Source organism: Deinococcus arboris, from assembly GCF_009755355.1.
In the GTDB taxonomy this organism is placed as follows: Bacteria; Deinococcota; Deinococci; order Deinococcales; family Deinococcaceae; genus Deinococcus; species Deinococcus betulae.
Map to the genome: position 1 here is coordinate 1 of NZ_WQLB01000050.1, position 17,735 is coordinate 17,735.

Genomic DNA, 17,735 nt, shown 5'->3' on the forward strand with positions numbered 1-17,735 from the left:
GACGCCGGTTCAAAGTCCGGCGCGTCGTCCGTAAACTGCCCGTCCAGCAGGTGCAGGGTGCGGTCGGCATACCGGGCTAAGCGCTCATCGTGGGTCACCAGCAGCACGCCCGCGCCTTCCTCGCGCGCCAGGGTGACCAGCAGCGCGGCCACCGCCTGCGCGTTGGCGCGGTCCAGGCTGCCGGTGGGTTCGTCGGCCAGCACGGCGGCGGGCCGGGCTGCCAGCGCGCGGGCCACCGCCACCCGCTGCCGCTCGCCGCCGCTCAGAACGCCGGGCAGGGTGCCTTCGCGCCCCGCCAGACCTACCCGGCGCAGCAGGTCGGCCGCGCGGGCCTCGTCGCCCTGCCCGGACAGGCGGCACGGCAGCAGCACATTCTCCAGCACCGTCAGGTCGTCCAGCAGGTAGTGGTGCTGAAACACCAGCCCCAGCTGCCCGGCCCGGCGCGCGGCACGAACCTGGGTGTTCAGGGTGTCCACCCGCGTCCCCGCCCACCAGACCTCGCCGCCTTGCGGGGTGTCCAGGCCGCCCAGCAGGTGCAGCAGCGTGCTTTTACCGCTGCCGGACGGGCCGGTGACCGCCACCACCTCGCCCGGCTGGACAGTCAGGCTCACGCCGCGCAGCACCGTCATGGGGCCGTACGCCTGGGTCAGGTGGCGGGCGTCCAGGGCAGCGGGGGCGGGGTGGGTCACGCGGCGCATGGTAGCTCATCCGGTTTCTGGTCCAATCGTTGGCACCGGCGGTGTCAGCTGAGGAACAGCGAGTAGGAGCCGAAAGGGTTCCGGGCAGGACAGAGGGCAGCCCGTCACCGTAGGTCAAGATCCCCCCAGTGGGCGGCGCCGTTGTGGTGGCTGGGGCCGGCACGCTAGCATGGGCCGCAATGGCGCGCCTGGACGACCTCAAAGCATCTTTTCTTTTCCACAACGTGCCCCAGGGAGCGCTGCAAGAGGCGCTTCAGGTCATCACCGAGCGGCACTACCGCGCGGGCGACACCATCCTGGAGCAGGACGCCGAGGGCGAGGCGCTGCACCTCCTCACACGCGGCGTCGTGCGGGTCAGCCGGGTGAGTCTGGGCAGCCGCGAGCGCGTGATGGGCGACGTCTACGCGCCGGGCGTGGTGGGCGAAACCGCCGTGCTGGGCGGCGGCGAACGCAGCGCCACCGTGGTCGCCCTGACCGACGTGACCACGCTGATGCTCTACCGCTCTCATTTCCGGCAGATTCTGCGCCGTCACCCGGACGTGCTGTGGAACCTGAGCGTCATGCTCGTGCAGCGCGTGACCCACCTGAACGACGAGCTGATCGCCTTTGGCCTGAACACCGAAGCGGCCCTGAGCCACGTCTTTACCACGCTGTACCGTCAGCGGGTGCAGGCGCAGGTGCCTCAGCCCGAGGTGCTGCCGCTGTCCACCCAGGACATCATGAGCCGCATTTCCAGCAGCCGCGAAACCGTGTCGCGCGTGATGCGCAAACTGGAAGGGCAGAAGCTGCTCAAAAGTAACGGCCAGACCGTGACCCTGCTGGACCCAGGAGGTCTGGAAAACGTCACGATGGAAGAAGCCGACAGCCTGGACTGACCGCAGCTCTCAGCGCCACCAGGGGTTCTTTCTGGGTGGTACTCAGGCGAGCCGTCTTATGTCTGGAGAGCGGCCTCTGTGACCTTGATGCTGCTGTCCGGCGACCACAGAAGACAGTTTTGAAGCGGCGCCCCACCCTGCGCCCGCTATCCTGGCCCGCATGAACCTCGTTCGTATGACGTGGCAGGGGCAGCCCTGCTGGGGAGAGCTGGAAGGGGAGACCGTGCACCTGCGCGCCGGCATGCTGGGGCCGCGTACCGGCGAGGCGGCGCCCTACACCCCCGCCGCCCTGCTGGCCCCCGCCGAACCCAGCAAGATTGTGTGTGTGGGCCGCAACTATCTGGACCACATCCGCGAACTGGGCAACGACGCAGTTGGGCTGCCCACCGAACCGGGCATCTTCCTCAAGGGTCCCAACGCCCTGGCCGAGCCAGGCGGCGCCGTCACCAGACCAGACTGGACCGAGAACTTTCACTTCGAGGGTGAACTGGCCGCTGTCATCGGCACGCGGGCCAGCCACCTGAGCCCGGAAACGGCCCTGAGCGCTGTGGCGGGCTACACCTGCGGCCTGGACCTGACGGCCCGCGACCTGCAAAAGACCGACCTGCAATGGTTCCGCGCCAAGGCCGCCGACCGCTTCTGCCCGCTGGGGCCGCAACTGGTGACCGACCTTGACCCCCGTGACCTGCGCGTCCAGACCCGCGTGAACGGCGAGATTCGCCAGGACAGCCACACCAGCCACATGATCTTTGACCTGCCGGCCATCCTGACGTACATCACCCGTTACGTCACCCTGGAGCCCGGTGACGTGGTGCTGACTGGCACCCCTGAGGGCGTCGGTCCACTGGAACGCGGCGATGTGGTGGAGGTCGAGGTGCAAGGCGTCGGGGTCCTGCGCACGCCGATTTTGTAACGTTGGGCGCTATGCTGGCGCCACTGTGACGTCCGAGTCTGGCCAGCTTGTCCCCGCTTCACTGCCGCCGCTGGCAGTCGTCTTAAACCCTCAGGCGGGCGGCGGCCTGGCCCTGCGGGAATGGCCCCGGCTGGAAGCCGAGTTGCAGCGGCGCGGCCTGGCCTACACGCTGATTCACGAAGAGTCCGGCGAGGCGGCGCTGGCGCGGGTGGCGGCCTTACCGGCCGACATGGCGGTGATGGCGGTGGGCGGTGACGGCACCGTGGGCGCCCTCCTGAGCGCTGTGGTGGGCACGGGCCGGCCGCTGGCCATCGTCCCGCTGGGCACCGGCAACGATTTTGCGGGGCTGCTGGGCCTGCGCCCCGGTCAGTTTGGCGAGGCCCTGGACCGCCTGCACTACCAGCCGCGCGCCCTGGACGCCATGCAGGTCAGCATTGTGCAGGGCGATGAGGCCGGGCGCACAGTCGTCCTGCTCAATGGCATGGGCATGGGCTTTGACGCCGATGTCACTGCCAACATGGACACCATGCCTGCGCGGCTGCGCGGCCTGGCGCGGTATGTGGCCTCGGCGCTGTCCACCCTGCGGCACCTGAAGCTGGCCCGCGTGGAGGTGGTGGCCGACGGGCAGACGCTGTATGCCGGCCCCAGCCCCCTGGCCGCCGTGATGAACGGCACCCGCTACGGCGGCGGCTTTTTAATTAGCCCTCAGTCCGATGTGCGCGACGGCCTGCTCAACGTCGTGGTGGGCGGTCCTATGACCAGGGGCCAGCTGCTGGGCCTGATGGCGCGCGTGCTGCGCGGCGCCCACCTGGGTCATCCCCTGGCCCACCACACCCAGGCGCGCGAGGTGCAGGTCACCTGGGACACGCCCACCCGCCTGCATCTGGACGGTGACCTGCACGGCCGCGTGACCGCGCTGCAGGTGCGGGTGCTGCCAGGGGCGACGCTGCTGCTCAATGCGTGAAGGAAAGTGGGGAGTATGTTGTGGGCAGTGGGAAAAGATTTGGGGGTCAGTCGCGCTGTCCTCGGCCAGCAGAAAACCTGACGTGAATTGAGCTGGAAAGCGTCAGGGCTGGCGGCGAGCCGCGCTTCCCCTCGCTGAGTCCGAAAAAACCTTCTCTCTGGCTCCCGGCTTCCCGCCGCCGCTCACATCAAGCATCTGAACGAGGAGAGGTGGGTTGGGGAATGTTCTTCCCACAACCCACCTCCTCCACCCCACAACCCTATTTCAGCTTCGCCAGCGTGGCCTTGGCCTGCTCCTCGTTGCGCTTTTCCCAGAAGGTGTCGGCGCTGAAGCTCAGGGCCTTGTCCAGCTGGGCGGCGGCTTCGGCCTTCTTGCCCTGCAGAATCAGGGCGTTGGCGTACTCGATGCGGTGAACGGCCACGTTGGGTTCCAGCGCGATGGCCTTTTCAAAGTTGGGGATGATCTGGTTGCGGTCGGCCCCGGTGGCGCGCGTGGCGATAAAGCCCTTGCTGATCAGGTTGGCGTTCCACAGGCCCAGAGCCACGTAAGCGCCCGCCAGCTTGGGCTCCAGGCGCACGGCCGTATCCAGGTTCTTTTTCATCTCGCCGGCCAGGCCCAGGCTCTGCAGGATGCCGCTGAACTGCGCCAGGCGGCCCTGGGCGCGCGCCAGTTCAAAGTAGGCCTCGGCGTTGTTCTTGTCCCTGGCAATCGCCTGACGGGCGTAGCCCTGGGCCTTTTCAAACTGGGCCTTTTTCTGGGCGTCCGGCACCAGGCCGGCGCCAGCGGTGGTGGCCTCGGCAGCCAGGGCCAGGCCCTCGGCCGTGTTCAGGGCGGCGGCGGCGCTCGCCGCTTCCTGCCACTTGCCCTGGTCAAACAGGCTCTTGGCGGCCTGCTGGCTCTGGGCGGCGGCGGTCACGGCGAGGGCAAGGGTAAACGACACAATGGCTGTACGCATGGGGGTTCCTCCGGGGGAAATGAACTGAGTTGAAAGCTGGGCAAAGTATACACATCCCGCCTCACAGATTGCTGACGAAGGCGTCAGGAACGGCCGCGCCCTGGCTTTTTTAAACCGGGTGCAGCGGGTGCTACGCTGGCGCAGTGCCCCGCGCCCCCACAGGACCGCGCCGTGCCTGAGCGCCCCCTGGACGAGCGGGCGGTGCTGGCTGACCTGCGCGCGCATCTGCCCCCCACCCCCGGCGGCCAGGCGCGCGGCAGCCTGCGCTGGCTGGAAGCCGAAATGCGCCGCCGGGGGGCCAACCCCAGCAGTGTCCGGAACATCGTGTACCGGGGCGTGGGGACCGCCGCCGACAAGGCCGCGCTGCGCGGCATTCTGGCGGACCTGGCCCGTGAGGTCGGTCGTCCGCTGCCTGAGGTGACTGCCCCTGCCCGGCCCGAGACCCCTCCTGAACTGGACCTGCTGGGCCGCAGCAAGACGCGCGCCTACCGGCAGTTTCTGGCGGGTGTGCGGACGGGCCGCGCCCCGCGCCTGATGGTCTGGGGCCGCGCGGGGGCGGGGAAGACGGTCCTGCTCTCGCAGGTGGGCCGGACGCTGGAGGCGCAGGGGGTGCCGGTCACCCGCCTGTTCCTTTCGGGCGAGGGGGCCAGTGCCCTGAAGATGCCGCCGCCCGCAGGCACCTCTTACGCGGCGCAGGCGCAGGCGCAGATGGACGCGGCGCTGGCCGCGCTGCCGCCCGCAGGGGCGCTGCTGGTGCGGGTCACGGCCGACCTGCGCTTTCATGGGCAGCCGCCACGTGCCCCGGACGGCTCGCCGCTGGGTGCAGCGGCCTGGGCCACAGGGGCGCTGCTGGCCCGCGCGCCGGCCGGGGTGGCTGTGCTGCTGGCCCTGGAAGATGAGCCGCCCCCCGGTACAGAACTGGAGTGCATTGAGCTGCGGCCCCCCACCCCCGCCGAGGCCCGCGCCTACCTGATGACCCACCTGAATCTGCCGCGTGCCGAGGCCGAGCGCCTGGCGCGCGAAACGGGGCGCAGTCTGGACCGCCTGACCCTGCTGGCCCGCCTGGCCCATGAGGGGGCGACCCCCGCCGACCTGCTGGCCGACCCCGACACCCGCGCCCTGACCGAGGCGGCAGCCGCGCTGCACTCGGCGGGGCCAGACCCGGCGGCCCCCTGGCCGCACGCGGCGCTGACCGCCGTACTGGGCCGCGACCCAGCGGCGCTGCCGCCCCACGCCCGCATGCTGCTGCGCGGTGACCCCCAGGCCGGCTGGCAGCCCGCGCCGACCCTGCGCGCCGCCTGGCCCGAGGTGGCGCCCCAGGCCAGAATTGCCCCGCTGCGCGCCCTGGCCAGCAGTGAGGCGGCGGCGCTGACGCCCCTGCGGCTGGCGGCGTGGGCGGCGTTGCATGACTGGGCGGCGCTGGCGGCCCATGTCCAGGCGGCGCCGGACGACGCCCGCTTTTTGCCGCCGCTGTGGCCTGTCCTGCGCGAAGCCCCGCCCGGCGACCACCGTGAGGCGCTGGCCCGCGCCGTGGTCGCGCACCACGCGGGCCGGGGCGATTACGGCGAGGTGCAGCTGCGCGGCGCCCTGTTTACCCTGCTGGAATCGCCGCGCGACCCGGTGCGCGCCTGGGCGCGGGTCAAATTGGCCGAAAGCAGCCTCGAACAGGGCCGGATGGACGCCGCCCAGACTCAGCTGGCCCATCCCGACGTGACTGGCATGACGGGCCACGACCCCTGGACCCGCGCCGCGCAGGCCGACGCCCTGCTGGTGCAAGCGGCGCTGGCCCGCTGGCGCGGTGACCTGGCGGCGGCCACTGGGGCCGTCACCGACCCCCGCGCCGCGCAGGGGGGACCCCGCGCCGGGCTGTGGCGCGGCCTGATCGCCAAGGACGCCGGGCGGTGGCCTGAGGCGCTGGCCGCTCTGCGGGCGGTGCCGGCGGGCAGCCCACTGCTCTCGGCGCGGGCGCGCTATCAGGAAGGCGACCTGCTGCTGCGCCTGGGGCAGCCGCTGCTGGCCCTGACCGCCCTGCAAGACGCGGCCGGGCGCCTGGTCGCCGCCGGCAGCGCCGATGAGGAGCAGGCCCGCGTGCTGGCCCGCACCGCCACGGCCCTGCGGCGGTTGGGCCGCCCGGCGGAAGGCTGGAGTCACCTGGAGCGCGCACTGGCCCTGGTGCCGCCCCCCGAACGCCGCCACGCCGACGGGGTGCCGCGCGCCCGCCTGCTGTCGGAGGGGGTGCCGCTGCTGCTGGCCCTGGGCCGTCCCGACGCCGCCCTGACGCACGCCGCGCAGGCCCTGACTCTGCTCGCGCGCCCCGACGCCCGCCCCGCCGAGGCGAGCTACCGTGAGCGCCGCACCCGCTACCGCGCCGCCCTGGCCTATCTGTCGCGCGGGCTGGGGCGGCCGTACCTGCAACCCCTGGCCGGGGCCACGGCCGACCACCCCGACCTGGTCCACGCCCGCGCCGCGCTGGACGAGCTGCTGGCCGGGGGTGGGGGCGGGGCCGACCGCGACCACCTGCTGCACCTCGACATGTGGCTCAGCCGCGCGCTGGCCGAGCCGGACCCGGCGCGCGCCCTGGCCCTGACCGGGCAGGCCCTGGCGCTGGCCGCCCATCCCTACGAAGAAGCCCAGGTGCGGGCCATGCGCGCCGAAGCCCTGGTGCGCGCCGGGCAGCCAGAGGCCGCGCTGACCGACCTGAACCGCGCGCACGCCCTGCTGCGCCGCGCCGCCCCGGACGGCGGCCCCGGCGACCCTGGCCTGCACGCCCAGCTGCTGGCCGTCGAAGCCCGCGCCTCGGTCGCCGACGGCCTGACCATGCTGGCGTGGCTGCGCGCCGCCCTGGCCGACCCCCACCTGGCGCCCTTTCGCGCCGGGGCGTGGCGAGAGGCTGGACACGCCCTGGCGGCGCGCCCGGACGCCGGGGCCCTGCTGAGTGCCTGGGGCGTGGACCCACACAGCGTCTTTCGGCTGCCCGACGCGCTGGTGCTGCATGAGGCGGCGCGGCTGGCCAGTGGGGACGGGCGCTGGTGACTGGGCGCGGCACCCTCACCCGGCCCCAAAAGCCGGTATGCTACAGCGCGTGAGTACCAGTGAACCGCCGCCTGTGGGGCGAGCCGCCGTGCGGCTGCTGCAAGGGTATGTGTGGCACCCCCAGGACGCCGAGATAGACCTGGAACACTTTCTGCCGCATGAACTGGACCTGCCTGGCCCAGAACAGGAAGAGCACGAGGCCGCGCATGTGCTGTGGGACGCCGTCACGCCTCCCTTTGCCTTTTTCGAGAACGGCGAGCCCACCGCGTCGCAGGCGTTTTACCAGTTCACCGTGCTGCGCGTCTATGAGGCCCGGCCGCTCAACGACGCCCTGCACGCCGATGCCAGCGCCGCCAGCGAGCAGCTGGGGCCGCTGCTGGACGGCACCCCGGACGGCGTGGGCTGGCAGCTGTGGGAGGACCTGCGCGACCTATGATCACCTGGCTTGACCTGACGGTCGAGGGCGACCCCCACCCGCGCCGCTTTGACCGCCCCGACACCGCCCTGACCTACCTGCTGCGCGTAGAGCGCCTGTCGGAAGAAGCGGCCCAGCATTTGCTGGAGCACGGCGAGGTGGAGCCGCCTCTGGCACGGCGGGCATACACCCTGCGCCCGCTCGGGACCGCGTGACCGACCCAGAACCCACCGCGCCCCCCGGCCCTGTGGTGGCGCTGCCGGTCTATCCCGGCGTCAGCGAGTTGGAATTGGGCCTGATGGTGACTGTTCTGCGGCTGTGCGGCGGCGAGAAGGCGGCCCTGACCGTTCACCGTTCGCGGATCAGCGTGGTGACGGCAGGCGGGCTGGTGATGACGCCGCATGTGCTATACGCCGCGCTGCCTGAGCCGGCGGCGCTGCTCCTGCCGGGCGGCCCCGGCGCGGCCAAGGCCAGCCGCGATCCCCTGCTGCGTGCCTTTCTGGCCGCGCACACGGGTCTGCCCACAGGTGTAAGCGGCAGCGGCCTGCTGCTCCTGGGCGAGGCGGGGGTGCTGGATGGCCGCGCGGTGGGCGGTCCTGCTGACTTGACCGATACGCTCTGGAATTACACGCCCCAGGAGGTGCGCCCCGGCGAGATCGTGACGGACGATGCGCTGTGCAGCGCCCCCGCTGGGCTGGGCGCCTTGCACGCTGCCCTGCATGTGGCGCGGGCCGTATGGGGCGAAGAAGCGGCGCAGGATGCGGCCCGGCGAATAGAAGCCGGGCCGCTGCTGGTGGCAGGTCAAGCCGGGTAGCTCTGGCTGGCCGGCACCTCGGTTTAGGCGAGGGGAGCCGCTTGAACGTGATCACGGACGCGCAAGCTGTTGCCAGGAGAAGAAACTGGTCGGCGGCTAAGGTCTGAAGGCGATCAGGTCAGCGGAAAATCTTTGAAGTCCTTAGCATTGCTCAGGTTGTGGGTCAGCCCCTTGATGACAAGGATTGGGGCCAGCGTTTGCATACCTCCCGACCAATGCGAGAGGTGGACCTGAAACGTCTACTGCTTCAGGTCCAAAGGCTTCAACGAATGCCAACCTCTTTTCCAGACCGCTCTCGGCCGGCGCTGGTATTCAATCTGCCCTCAGTTCAGATGCTCGAACCCCGCCAAGCCGTCGAACAGGCCGCGCAGCGGATAGCTCCCAAGGGCAGTGCGGGTGCCGCCGATGCTAAAGCGCTCGGCGCCCAGCAGCATCGCTTCCATTGTGGCGCGCTCCTCGGGGCTCATCTTGCCCATGACGCTCTGCTCGCCGGTCTGGGTGCCGTGGGCCTTCAGGGCGGCGCGTTTGTTGTCGGCGTAGGCAGCCACGTCAATCTTGACGGCCACCGTTTCCTCCGACACGCCGTAGACCAGCGGGTCCAGGTTCTCACCCATGCGCGACAGGCCCTGCGCCGCCTGGGTGGTCAGGGCGGTGTAATACAGGCGCTGCGGCCCGCCCCCTGGCAGGTGCCCGGTACTAAAGAAGGCCGCCGTGGCCGCGCGGTGGATTTGCAGGTGGTCAATGTGGCCGTAGCCGCCGTGGGGGTCAAAGGTCACCATGACCTGCGGCGCCACCTCGGCAATCAGGGCGCGCAGGCCCACTTCGACGTCCAGCGGGTTTACGTTCATCAGGGCCCTGGGGTCGCCGTGCCGGGTGCGCTCGTAGCGGCCCGAATCGTGGTAGTCCAGAAAGACGGGGGGGCCAATTTCCAGCGCCTCGCACGCCTCGCGCAGTTCCTGCTCGCGCTGGGCGCCCAGGTCGTCCACCGTCATGCCGGGCACGGTGATTTTTCCGGCCTCGCCGCGCGTGGCGCAGGCCAGGACCACCTTCACCCCCTGGCGGGCGTAGTGGGTCAGGGTGCCGCCGACACTGAACGCTTCGTCATCCGGGTGGGCAAACACAGCCAGCAGGGTTGGGGTCGTCATGCTCGACCCAGTGTAGCGGTGGCCAGTGGGATTCAGCCAAGGGGCCCGGAGTGGGCGGGTAGGGGTGCCCTAAACTGCCTCGGTGCAGCCCTACTTCAACGCGCCTTATGACTGGCGACCCGCCGCGACCTCAGAACAACTGGAGGCCGCGGCCCAGGCCCTTGAAATAACTTGGCCGGATGCCCTCAGGTCACTGTACGAGGAGCACGATGGCGCTGGCCCGCAGAGATTGGCTTCAGACTGGGAGGAGCAGTGGGAGGGCGTCTTGGACGAGGATGAGGACGCCCGGCCTCAGGCGCCTTTCCTGATGAGTCTGGAAGAAGCTGCGGCGTGGTACGTCAGCACCGCAGAGTTATTTCCGGCGGACCTGCGGTTTTTCTGGACGGATGACAACTCCAATTACGTCGGTGTCTATGTGCGGGGGCCGCTGGAAGGCATGGTGTGCGTGCTAGGCCATGACGGTGGTGGTCTGGTGCCGGTCTTTCGAACCATTCCGTCTTTTCTGGATTGGGTGGACGCGCATCCTCTGCGAGATGTCTTCACGGACGGCGCTCTCGTTCCCGCCTTTCCAGGCCGTGCGCCAGACCCTTTACATGATGAAGAGGACTGGCAGCGGGCACTGAGCCTCTATCAGAATGCGGAGCAGCGAGAGGACAACCCCCGCTTGGCCTGTGCCATGGCCCTTACCCCTTATGGGCAGAGCAGCGTCCTGCTGCCCTTTCTGGATCATCCAGACTTTTACGTGGTGGCGCGTGCGGTAGAGATTCTGGCGCAGCGGCGATATACCCCCGCCTACACGCTGATTCGGGAGCTAGCGGTCCAGCCGGGCAACCGCAGCAACGGCGCCGCCGAGCGGGCCATGAGAACCTGGCGCCCCTGAGGGCCGTCAGAGGGATTCCGCTCGCGCCAGCACCTGCCCCCGGCCGTAAAAGTCCCAGCAGGCTTCCGGCCAGGTCCGCAGAATGAGGCGGCGGTTGACCGCGTCGGCGGCGTGCAGCGCCTCGCCCAGCGCGCGGTAAAAGCGGCTGCCCTGCTCCTGCATGGCGCGGGCGGTCCAGTACACCGGGGCCTGTTCCAATTCTTGTTGCTGCTCGGGGCTGGGCATGGCCCCTATCTTGCCGCAAGCCTCCGGCTGGCCACGCTGCCCGCTACAGCTGACCGGGGGCCAACGTGGTGGGTGCTACCCTGGCCCCAGCATGACCCGGACAGTAGCCATCACTTCGGAAAAGGGAGGCGTGGGCAAAAGCACCCTGGCGGTCCACCTGGCCGGCGCGGCGCAGGAACAGGGCCTGCGGCCCCTCCTGATTGATGAAGACGGCCGTGTGGGCAGCAGCCTGCGCTGGGCGGCGCGGACGGGCGGACTACCGTTTGACGTGCTGGCCGCCGAGGACGTGAAGCCCAAGAAGCTGGCCGGGTACGACCTCGTGGTGCTGGACACCGAGGGCCGCCCCAAACGCAAGGAGCTGCGCCAGCTGGCCGAGCGCGCCGACCTGCTGCTGGTGCCCAGCGGGGTCAGCCCCCTGGAACTGGACGCCACCCGTGAACTGATGGATTTTCTGCACGCCGAGGGCGCCGCCCGCAAGACCCGCGTGGCCCTGACCCGCGTGCCGCCCGTGGGTCACGCGGCCGAGGACGCCCGCGAGGGACTGCGCGACGACGGCTTTACGGTGTGCAACGCGGTGGTGCGCCAGTACGCCGCCTTTGGCCGCGCCGCCGAACTGGGCGTGCTGGTGCGCGACGTGCCCGTTCCCCGCGCAGACCTTGCCTGGGCTGACGTGACCACCCTGGCCCGCGAGCTGTGGTGACGCGCTGAGCATGGGCCGCTTTGATTACCTGAGCAAAACGGGCAAGAAGGCCAAGAAAGAGGCCGGGCGCAAGGTCACCCCGGCCCCCGACGCCCGGCGCACCCACGCGCCCGACCCCGTCGAAGCCGTGTATCTGCGCCGCGAAACAGTCCGCGCGGTGAGCAGGGCCCTGAAAAAGGGCGGCGGCGAGAGCGTCGAGGAACTGGCCGAGGACCTGCTGCTGGCTTGGCTGCGCGCCCGGTCATGACGCCGGCAGCGGCGCGCGCCGGTCGGGCGGTCGCCCTGCTGCTGGCTCTGCTCGTCACGGTGCCGGGCGTGCTCAATCCCTTGCAGCCGGGCTGGCTGAGTAACGTCAACCTGGTGTTCCACGAAGCCGGGCACGTGCTGCTCATGTGGGCAGGCGAGACGGTGACCCTGTTGGGCGGCAGCGCCGTGCAGGTGCTGGTGCCGGCCGCCTGCGTGGCGACCTTCCTGGCGCGTCAGGAGCGCTTTGCGGCTGGGCTGGTCACCCTCTGGCTGGGGCACTCGCTGGCGGGGGTGGCGGCGTATATCCGCGACGCCCCGGCGCGCGAACTGCCCCTGCTGACGGGTGACCCCGACACCCACGACTGGTGGCAACTGCTGGTCGGCTGGAACGCGCTGGGCGCCGCCGACCCGCTGGGCCGCTTCATGCTGTTTCTGGCCTACGCCGCCGTCATTCTGGGCACGCTGCTGGCCGTCTGGAACGAATTGAACAGTTCGCCGGAGCCGGCGTGAGCGTCGTCGGCCGCTTCGCACCCAGTCCCACCGGCGCCATGCATCTGGGCAATGCGCGCACCGCCCTGCTGGCCTGGCTGCATTCGCGCGCCCAGGGCGGGCGCCACCTGCTGAGGTTTGAAGATCTCGACACCGGCCGCGTGCGCCCCTGGGCCTTTGAAACCACCCGCCTGGACCTGGCCTGGCTGGGCCTGGACTGGGACGAGGAGGTCATCCAGTCCAGCCGGCTGCCGCTGTACGAGGCGGCGCTGGCCCGCCTGGACACCTATCCCTGCACCTGCACCCGCAAGGAAGTGCAGGCGGCCGTCCAGGCCAGCGTGGGTGCCCCCCATGGCGCCGAGCCGGTGTATCCCGGCACCTGCCGCGCGGGCCATATGCCGGGCCGCCCAGCGGCGGTGCGCTGGCGCGTGCCAGCCGAAGTGGCCTGCGCCCAGGACGAGCTGTCGCAGACCGCCCTCTGTCAGGACCTGCCCACCGAGGTCGGTGACCTGGCCCTGCGCCGCAACGACGGCGTGTTCGCTTACCACCTGGCGGTGGTCGTTGATGATGCGGCACAGGGCGTGACCGATGTGTTGCGCGGCGCCGACTTGCTGGGTGCCACCCCCCGGCAGGTGGCCCTGCAAGGCGCACTGGGCCTGCCCACCCCGCGCTACTGGCATGTGCCGCTGCTGCTGGACTTTCGGGGCGAGAGATTGGCCAAACGCGGCGGCGCGCCCCCCGTGCAGGCCCTGCGGGAAGGCGGCGATTCGCCGGGGCGTGTGCGCGCCGAACTCGCCCGCAGCCTGGGCTGGGCGGTGCCCCCCGAGGTCAGTCTGGACGACCTGCTGCCGCTGTGGCGCGCGGTGCTGGAGGGCCGCCTGACCCTGAGGGCCTGACGCTGCTCTGCCCGCTCAATCTAGACAGTTTGTCTAAGTTTGCCTAACGCCCGTTCGTGGGCGGGGTCTACGCTGGTGACATGGCTTTGTCTCTTCCCACGTATCCTCAGCCCGACGAGCGTGGCCGCTTTGGCCGCTTCGGCGGGCGGTATGTGCCCGAAACGCTGATTCCCGCTCTGGATGAACTGGGCGCCGCCTACCACGTGGCCAAGGTGGACCCGGCCTTCCTGACTGAACTGGACCGTTTGCTGCGCGAGTTCGTGGGCCGGCCCAGCGCCCTGTACCTGGCCCGCCGCCTGACCGAGCATGCGGGCGGCGCGAAAATCTACCTCAAGCGCGAGGACCAGAATTACACGGGCGCCCATAAAATCAACAACTGCCTGGCGCAGGCGCTCCTGGCCGTGCGCATGGGCAAAAAGCGTGTGATTGCCGAAACCGGCGCCGGGCAGCACGGGGTGGCCAGTGCCACCGCCGCCGCCCTGCTGGGCCTGGACTGCGTGGTCTATATGGGCGCCGAGGACATCCGCCGCCAGGCCCTGAACGTCTTCCGGATGAAACTGCTGGGCGCCGAGGTCCGTGAAGTCACGTCCGGCACCGCCACCCTGAAGGACGCCACCAACGAGGCCATCCGCGACTGGGTGACCAACGTGCGTGACACCTTTTACATCCTGGGCAGTGTGGTGGGGCCGCACCCGTACCCGGCGATGGTGCGCGATTTCCAGTCGATTATTGGCGAAGAGGTCAAGGTGCAGCATCAGGCCCTGGAGGGCCGCCCCACCCCTGACGCCATCGTGGCCTGCGTAGGCGGCGGCAGCAACGCGATTGGCATCTTTGCGCCGTTTGCGTACCTGCCCGAAGAAGAACGCCCCCTGCTGGTCGGCACCGAGGCCGCCGGAGAGGGCGTGGAGTCCGGTAAGCACGCCGCCAGCGTGGCAGGCGGGCGCATCGGCGTGCTGCACGGCGCCATGATGTACCTCCTGAACGACGACGAGGGCCAGATTGTGCCGCCCCATTCCATCAGCGCGGGCCTGGATTACCCCGGCATTGGCCCGGAGCACTGCCTGTATGCCCAGACCGGGGCGGCCCAGTACGTCCCGGTCACCGATGCACAGGCGCTGGATGCCCTGCAACTGCTGACGCGCCTGGAAGGCATCATTCCCGCCCTGGAAAGTGCTCATGCCATCCACCACGCGGTCGAACTGGCCCGCACCATGCGCCCCGACCAGACCCTGGTGGTCAACCTGTCTGGCCGGGGCGACAAGGACGTGGCCGAGGTGATGCGCCTCCTGAGCCTGCAAGAAGGACTAGGGGACGCGCCAGGCCAGATTCTGCCCCCGGAGGTTCACGCATGACGGCCACTGTTTCTGCCACGCGCGGCGCCGCCCGCCTGCACGCCGCCTTTGCCCAGGCGGCCGCCCAGGGCCGCGCGGCCTTTATTCCTTACATGACGGCCGGTTATCCCAGCGCCCACGCCTTTCCGGCCTTGGCCACCGACCTGCTGACCCACGCCGATATTCTGGAAGTTGGGATTCCCTACAGCGACCCGCTGGGCGACGGCCCCACCATTCAGCGGGCCAGCGAGCAGGCGCTGGCAGGCGGCACCAGCACCCGCCATTCCTTGCGGCTGATCGCCGGGCTGCGCGCGCAGACCGACAAGCCCATCGTGGTCATGACCTATGTGAACCCCATCTACGCTGTGGGGCCGCGCGAGTTCATGCGCCTGGCCCAGGAAGCGGGCGTGGACGGCCTGATTCTGCCTGACCTCCCGCCTGATCAGGACCTGGAGATTGCCGACCTGGCCGCCGAACACGGCCTGGCCGTCACCTTCCTGATTGCGCCGACCAGCACCCCGGCGCGTGTGGCGCTGGTGGCGCGCGCCTGCACCGGCTTTCTGTACGCGGTCAGCGTGACCGGCGTGACCGGCGCCCGTGAAGGCGCGGCGCTGGGCGAGGTGCCTGCCATGCTGGCTCTGGCCCGGCAGCACGCCCGCGTGCCGGTGGCGGTGGGCTTTGGGGTCAAAGACGCCGCCACCGCCCACCAGGTCGCGCAGGTGGCGGACGGCGTGGTGGTGGGCAGCGTCTTTATCACCGCAGCGGCCAATGGCCAGGATGTCGGCGCGCTGGCGGCCAGCATCGCCGCTGGGTGCGGGCGTGACCAGGCTCGGTCACGGGGCTGAATGACTGAGCTTAAGCCGGGCGGCTGTCAGCCCCCTGTGAGCGCGCCCTGCCTAGACTGACCGCCACGGTTGGCTCCTTGCGGCGCCTGCCCTGGAGGCCCGCATGCACCACACAGAGCCGTCTTCGCTGGGGTCAGCGCTGCCCCCCACCGCCCCCGAGCGCACCGACGAACTGCTGCGGCGTTCCGCAGAGCTGATCTTTCAGCAGGTCCACCTGGCGGTGGCCTGTGCCGAAGAGGCGCTGGTGCTCTCGCGGGCGGCGGGTGACCTGCCCCGCACGGCGCTCAGCGCGCTGCGCCTGGGCAACGCTGCCTCGGTCTCGGGGGACGAAGCGCGGGCGGCGACCCTGGTCGAGGAGGCGCTGGCCCTCTACCGGCAACTGGGTGACCCCAGCGGCGAGGCCGGCGCCCTGCTGAGCCTGTCCACCATTACCCGCAATCTGGGTCAGTTGCTGCCGGGCCTCCAGTGTGCGCTGCAGGGGCTGGCCGCCGCGCGTTCTCAGGGCCTGCGTTCCCTCGAATGCGGCTGCCTGAGCAACATTGGCCTGGTGTACACCGACCTGGGTGATTACCAGAAGGCGCTGGAGGCGTTTCTGGACGCCCTGCCCATCGCCCGCGCCGCCGGGGCCAGCGAGAACGAGGCGCTGTGCCTGACCAATCTGGGTGACGTGTGCAGCCGTGCCGGCCAGCCCGAGCGGGCGCTGGAACACTACCAGGCGGCCCTGGACATCAACCGGGCCATGGCCGACACCCACCGGCAGATAGACACCCTGTGCGGCATGGGCCTGGCCCACCTGCAACTGGGTCAGCCGGTGCCCGCTCTGCGGCTCTTTCAGGAGGCGCTGGAGATGGCGGCGGCGGCAGATGACCACAAATGCGACGCCCGGCTGCTGACAGGTCTGGGCGACGCCCATGTCGTGCAGGGTCAGCCGGAACAGGCGCGGGCCGCCTATGAGCAGGCCCAGCACCTGGCCGCACAGGCCCGTGCCCCCCAGGAAGAGGTCGCCGCGCTGCGGCAGTTGGGGGCGCTGGCCCTGGCCCAGCAGGACAGCGACAGCGCCCTGGAGCATCTCAACCGGGCCCTGACGCTGGCCGCCGCCTGTCAGGCGCCGAGAGAGCAGCAGGAGATTTACGCCCTGCTAAGCGCCGCCGAGCGCCTGCGCGGCCACTTTGAGGCGGCCCTGGCGCACTATCAGCAGCACCACCAGCTGGAACGCGACCTGAACAGCCGTCAGGCACTGCACCGCACCCAGGCCCTGATGCTGGAGGTGGACATTGCCCAGGCCCGGCAGGCCGCCGAGGTGCAGCGCCAGATCAATGCGCGCCTGACCGAGGTCAATGAGCAGCTGGCCACCGCGAACGAGCAGAAAGCGCAGCTGCTGGCCCGCCTGCAGGAGCAGGCCCAGCACCTCGTGCGCCTCTCGCAGGAGGACGCCCTGACTGGCCTGGCCAACCGCCGCCACTTCAACGAGCAGTTTGAAACCGAGGTCCAGCGTGCGGCCCGGTATCTGCGGCCCCTGAGCGTAGTCCTGCTGGACATTGACCATTTCAAGGCGGTGAATGACACCTATTCGCATCAGGTGGGCGACCTCGTGCTGCGCGAACTGGCGGGGCTGCTTCAAGCCGGGTGCCGTCAGACGGACCTGGTGGCCCGCTTTGGCGGCGAAGAATTCGTGCTGCTGCTGCCTGAAACCCCGTATGCCGACGCCCTGGTGGTGTGTGAGCGGCTGCGGCGGTGCGTCGAGCAGCACGCCTGGGCGGCGGTGCAGTCTGGCCTCCAGGTCACCATCAGCCTGGGGGTGGCGGCCGGGTCAGGGCTGAACACCAGCCAACTGCTGGCCCTGGCCGACAGTCAGCTGTATCAGGCCAAGCGCAGTGGCCGCAACCGGGTCTGCGGCGAACTGGCCGGGCCGCCCCCGCCGGGTTCTGGAGAGAATGTCCGAGAGGCCAGCTGACCGCTGGTGCTGTCTGCCGGGGGAGAGCAGATGGTCTGGCTCTCCCCCGGCGTGGTGTGGCTCTGGCAGGAGACGCCATGAATCTTTAGAGCACAAGCGGGTCTAGCGGCGGTCTCTCCTGTGCAAATCCCAGACGGGCGCCGCCCTCTGTCTGAGCTTGGAGGTCAGCTTGACTGCTCTGCATCCCAGGCTTGCCTGTCCCGGCGCCCCTGAGAGCAACATCTTCTAAGGTTTTGCCTTTATTGATAACGGCGAAAATCCGTCTTGGTATCTTGAGGCATGGCGGAATGGCAGCCGACCCGATACACCCGTGCCCAACTCGAAGAGCGTCGATTAGCCGCTGCGAAGTGGTTGCAA

At 70.0% G+C, this 17,735-nt stretch carries 19 protein-coding genes; 15 read left to right on the forward strand and 4 right to left on the reverse strand.

Annotated elements, in window-relative coordinates:
- Positions 1-698: ABC transporter ATP-binding protein (locus GO986_RS21190; RefSeq protein ID WP_157461513.1), on the reverse strand; the 698-nt coding region annotated here is incomplete at its 3' end.
- A 128-nt stretch (positions 699-826) separates the two neighbouring features.
- Here GO986_RS21190 and GO986_RS21195 point away from each other — a divergent pair.
- From GO986_RS21195 to GO986_RS21205, 3 genes are all read left to right on the forward strand, one after another.
- A complete protein-coding gene (locus tag GO986_RS21195) occupies positions 827-1,573 on the forward strand; it encodes a Crp/Fnr family transcriptional regulator (RefSeq protein WP_369409523.1) in 747 nt (248 codons plus the stop codon).
- 160 nt (positions 1,574-1,733) lie between these two features.
- Entirely contained in the window at positions 1,734-2,486 is a 753-nt protein-coding gene (locus GO986_RS21200; RefSeq protein ID WP_157461514.1) for a fumarylacetoacetate hydrolase family protein, read from the forward strand.
- 25 nt (positions 2,487-2,511) lie between these two features.
- Positions 2,512-3,450, forward strand: a complete 939-nt coding sequence (locus GO986_RS21205) for a diacylglycerol/lipid kinase family protein (protein ID WP_369409524.1) — start codon at positions 2,512-2,514, stop codon at positions 3,448-3,450.
- 259 nt (positions 3,451-3,709) lie between these two features.
- Here the strand turns inward: GO986_RS21205 and GO986_RS21210 are convergent, their stop codons facing one another.
- Entirely contained in the window at positions 3,710-4,405 is a 696-nt protein-coding gene (locus GO986_RS21210) for a hypothetical protein (RefSeq protein WP_157461516.1), read from the reverse strand.
- A gap of 171 nt (positions 4,406-4,576) precedes the next feature.
- On the opposite strand from GO986_RS21210, the gene GO986_RS21215 reads away from it, so the two are divergent.
- The 4 genes from GO986_RS21215 to GO986_RS21230 are packed head-to-tail and all read left to right on the forward strand — an operon-like array spanning position 4,577 to position 8,667.
- Complete coding sequence (locus GO986_RS21215; protein WP_369409525.1) at positions 4,577-7,438, forward strand: hypothetical protein; 2,862 nt, start codon at positions 4,577-4,579, stop codon at positions 7,436-7,438.
- A 37-nt stretch (positions 7,439-7,475) separates the two neighbouring features.
- Entirely contained in the window at positions 7,476-7,874 is a 399-nt protein-coding gene (locus tag GO986_RS21220; protein WP_157461517.1) for a DUF3208 domain-containing protein, read from the forward strand.
- Positions 7,871-8,068, forward strand: coding sequence for a hypothetical protein (locus tag GO986_RS21225; protein ID WP_157461518.1), 198 nt, complete (start codon positions 7,871-7,873; stop codon positions 8,066-8,068). Before GO986_RS21220 ends, GO986_RS21225 begins: the two co-directional genes overlap by 4 nt.
- Complete coding sequence (locus GO986_RS21230) at positions 8,065-8,667, forward strand: type 1 glutamine amidotransferase family protein (RefSeq protein ID WP_369409526.1); 603 nt, start codon at positions 8,065-8,067, stop codon at positions 8,665-8,667. The genes GO986_RS21225 and GO986_RS21230 overlap by 4 nt, the downstream gene beginning before the upstream one ends.
- Before the next feature lie 323 nt (positions 8,668-8,990).
- Here GO986_RS21230 and GO986_RS21235 read toward each other — a convergent pair whose 3' ends face one another.
- The gene (locus GO986_RS21235; protein ID WP_157461519.1) at positions 8,991-9,812 is read right to left on the reverse strand and encodes a PIG-L deacetylase family protein; all 822 of its coding nucleotides are present in this window, start codon (positions 9,810-9,812) and stop codon (positions 8,991-8,993) included.
- 82 nt (positions 9,813-9,894) lie between these two features.
- On the opposite strand from GO986_RS21235, the gene GO986_RS21240 reads away from it, so the two are divergent.
- A complete protein-coding gene (locus GO986_RS21240) occupies positions 9,895-10,692 on the forward strand; it encodes an SMI1/KNR4 family protein (RefSeq protein ID WP_157461520.1) in 798 nt (265 codons plus the stop codon).
- 6 nt (positions 10,693-10,698) lie between these two features.
- On the opposite strand, the gene GO986_RS21245 is transcribed toward GO986_RS21240, so the two are convergent.
- Positions 10,699-10,917, reverse strand: coding sequence for a hypothetical protein (locus GO986_RS21245; RefSeq protein ID WP_157461521.1), 219 nt, complete (start codon positions 10,915-10,917; stop codon positions 10,699-10,701).
- 91 nt (positions 10,918-11,008) lie between these two features.
- Between GO986_RS21245 and GO986_RS21250 the strand changes: the two genes are divergently transcribed.
- The 7 genes from GO986_RS21250 to GO986_RS21280 all read left to right on the forward strand — a co-directional run bounded on the left by GO986_RS21250 (position 11,009) and on the right by GO986_RS21280 (position 17,378).
- On the forward strand, positions 11,009-11,617 hold the full coding sequence (locus GO986_RS21250) for a division plane positioning ATPase MipZ (RefSeq protein ID WP_157461522.1): 609 nt from the start codon (positions 11,009-11,011) through the stop codon (positions 11,615-11,617).
- 10 nt (positions 11,618-11,627) lie between these two features.
- Positions 11,628-11,864 carry a hypothetical protein gene (locus GO986_RS21255; protein WP_157461523.1) on the forward strand — a complete coding sequence of 79 codons (237 nt, stop codon included), beginning with the start codon at positions 11,628-11,630 and terminating at the stop codon, positions 11,862-11,864.
- Positions 11,843-12,373 carry a hypothetical protein gene (locus GO986_RS21260; protein WP_157461524.1) on the forward strand — a complete coding sequence of 177 codons (531 nt, stop codon included), beginning with the start codon at positions 11,843-11,845 and terminating at the stop codon, positions 12,371-12,373. The genes GO986_RS21255 and GO986_RS21260 overlap by 22 nt, the downstream gene beginning before the upstream one ends.
- Entirely contained in the window at positions 12,370-13,248 is an 879-nt protein-coding gene (gene gluQRS, locus GO986_RS21265; protein ID WP_369409527.1) for a tRNA glutamyl-Q(34) synthetase GluQRS, read from the forward strand. Before GO986_RS21260 ends, gluQRS begins: the two co-directional genes overlap by 4 nt.
- A gap of 80 nt (positions 13,249-13,328) precedes the next feature.
- Complete coding sequence (trpB, locus tag GO986_RS21270) at positions 13,329-14,600, forward strand: tryptophan synthase subunit beta (protein WP_157461525.1); 1,272 nt, start codon at positions 13,329-13,331, stop codon at positions 14,598-14,600.
- Positions 14,597-15,424: a tryptophan synthase subunit alpha gene (gene trpA / locus GO986_RS21275; protein WP_157461526.1), complete on the forward strand. Its 828-nt coding sequence runs from the start codon at positions 14,597-14,599 to the stop codon at positions 15,422-15,424. The genes trpB and trpA overlap by 4 nt, the downstream gene beginning before the upstream one ends.
- Before the next feature lie 103 nt (positions 15,425-15,527).
- Positions 15,528-17,378 carry a GGDEF domain-containing protein gene (locus GO986_RS21280; RefSeq protein WP_157461527.1) on the forward strand — a complete coding sequence of 617 codons (1,851 nt, stop codon included), beginning with the start codon at positions 15,528-15,530 and terminating at the stop codon, positions 17,376-17,378.
- Positions 17,379-17,735 lie beyond the last annotated feature (357 nt).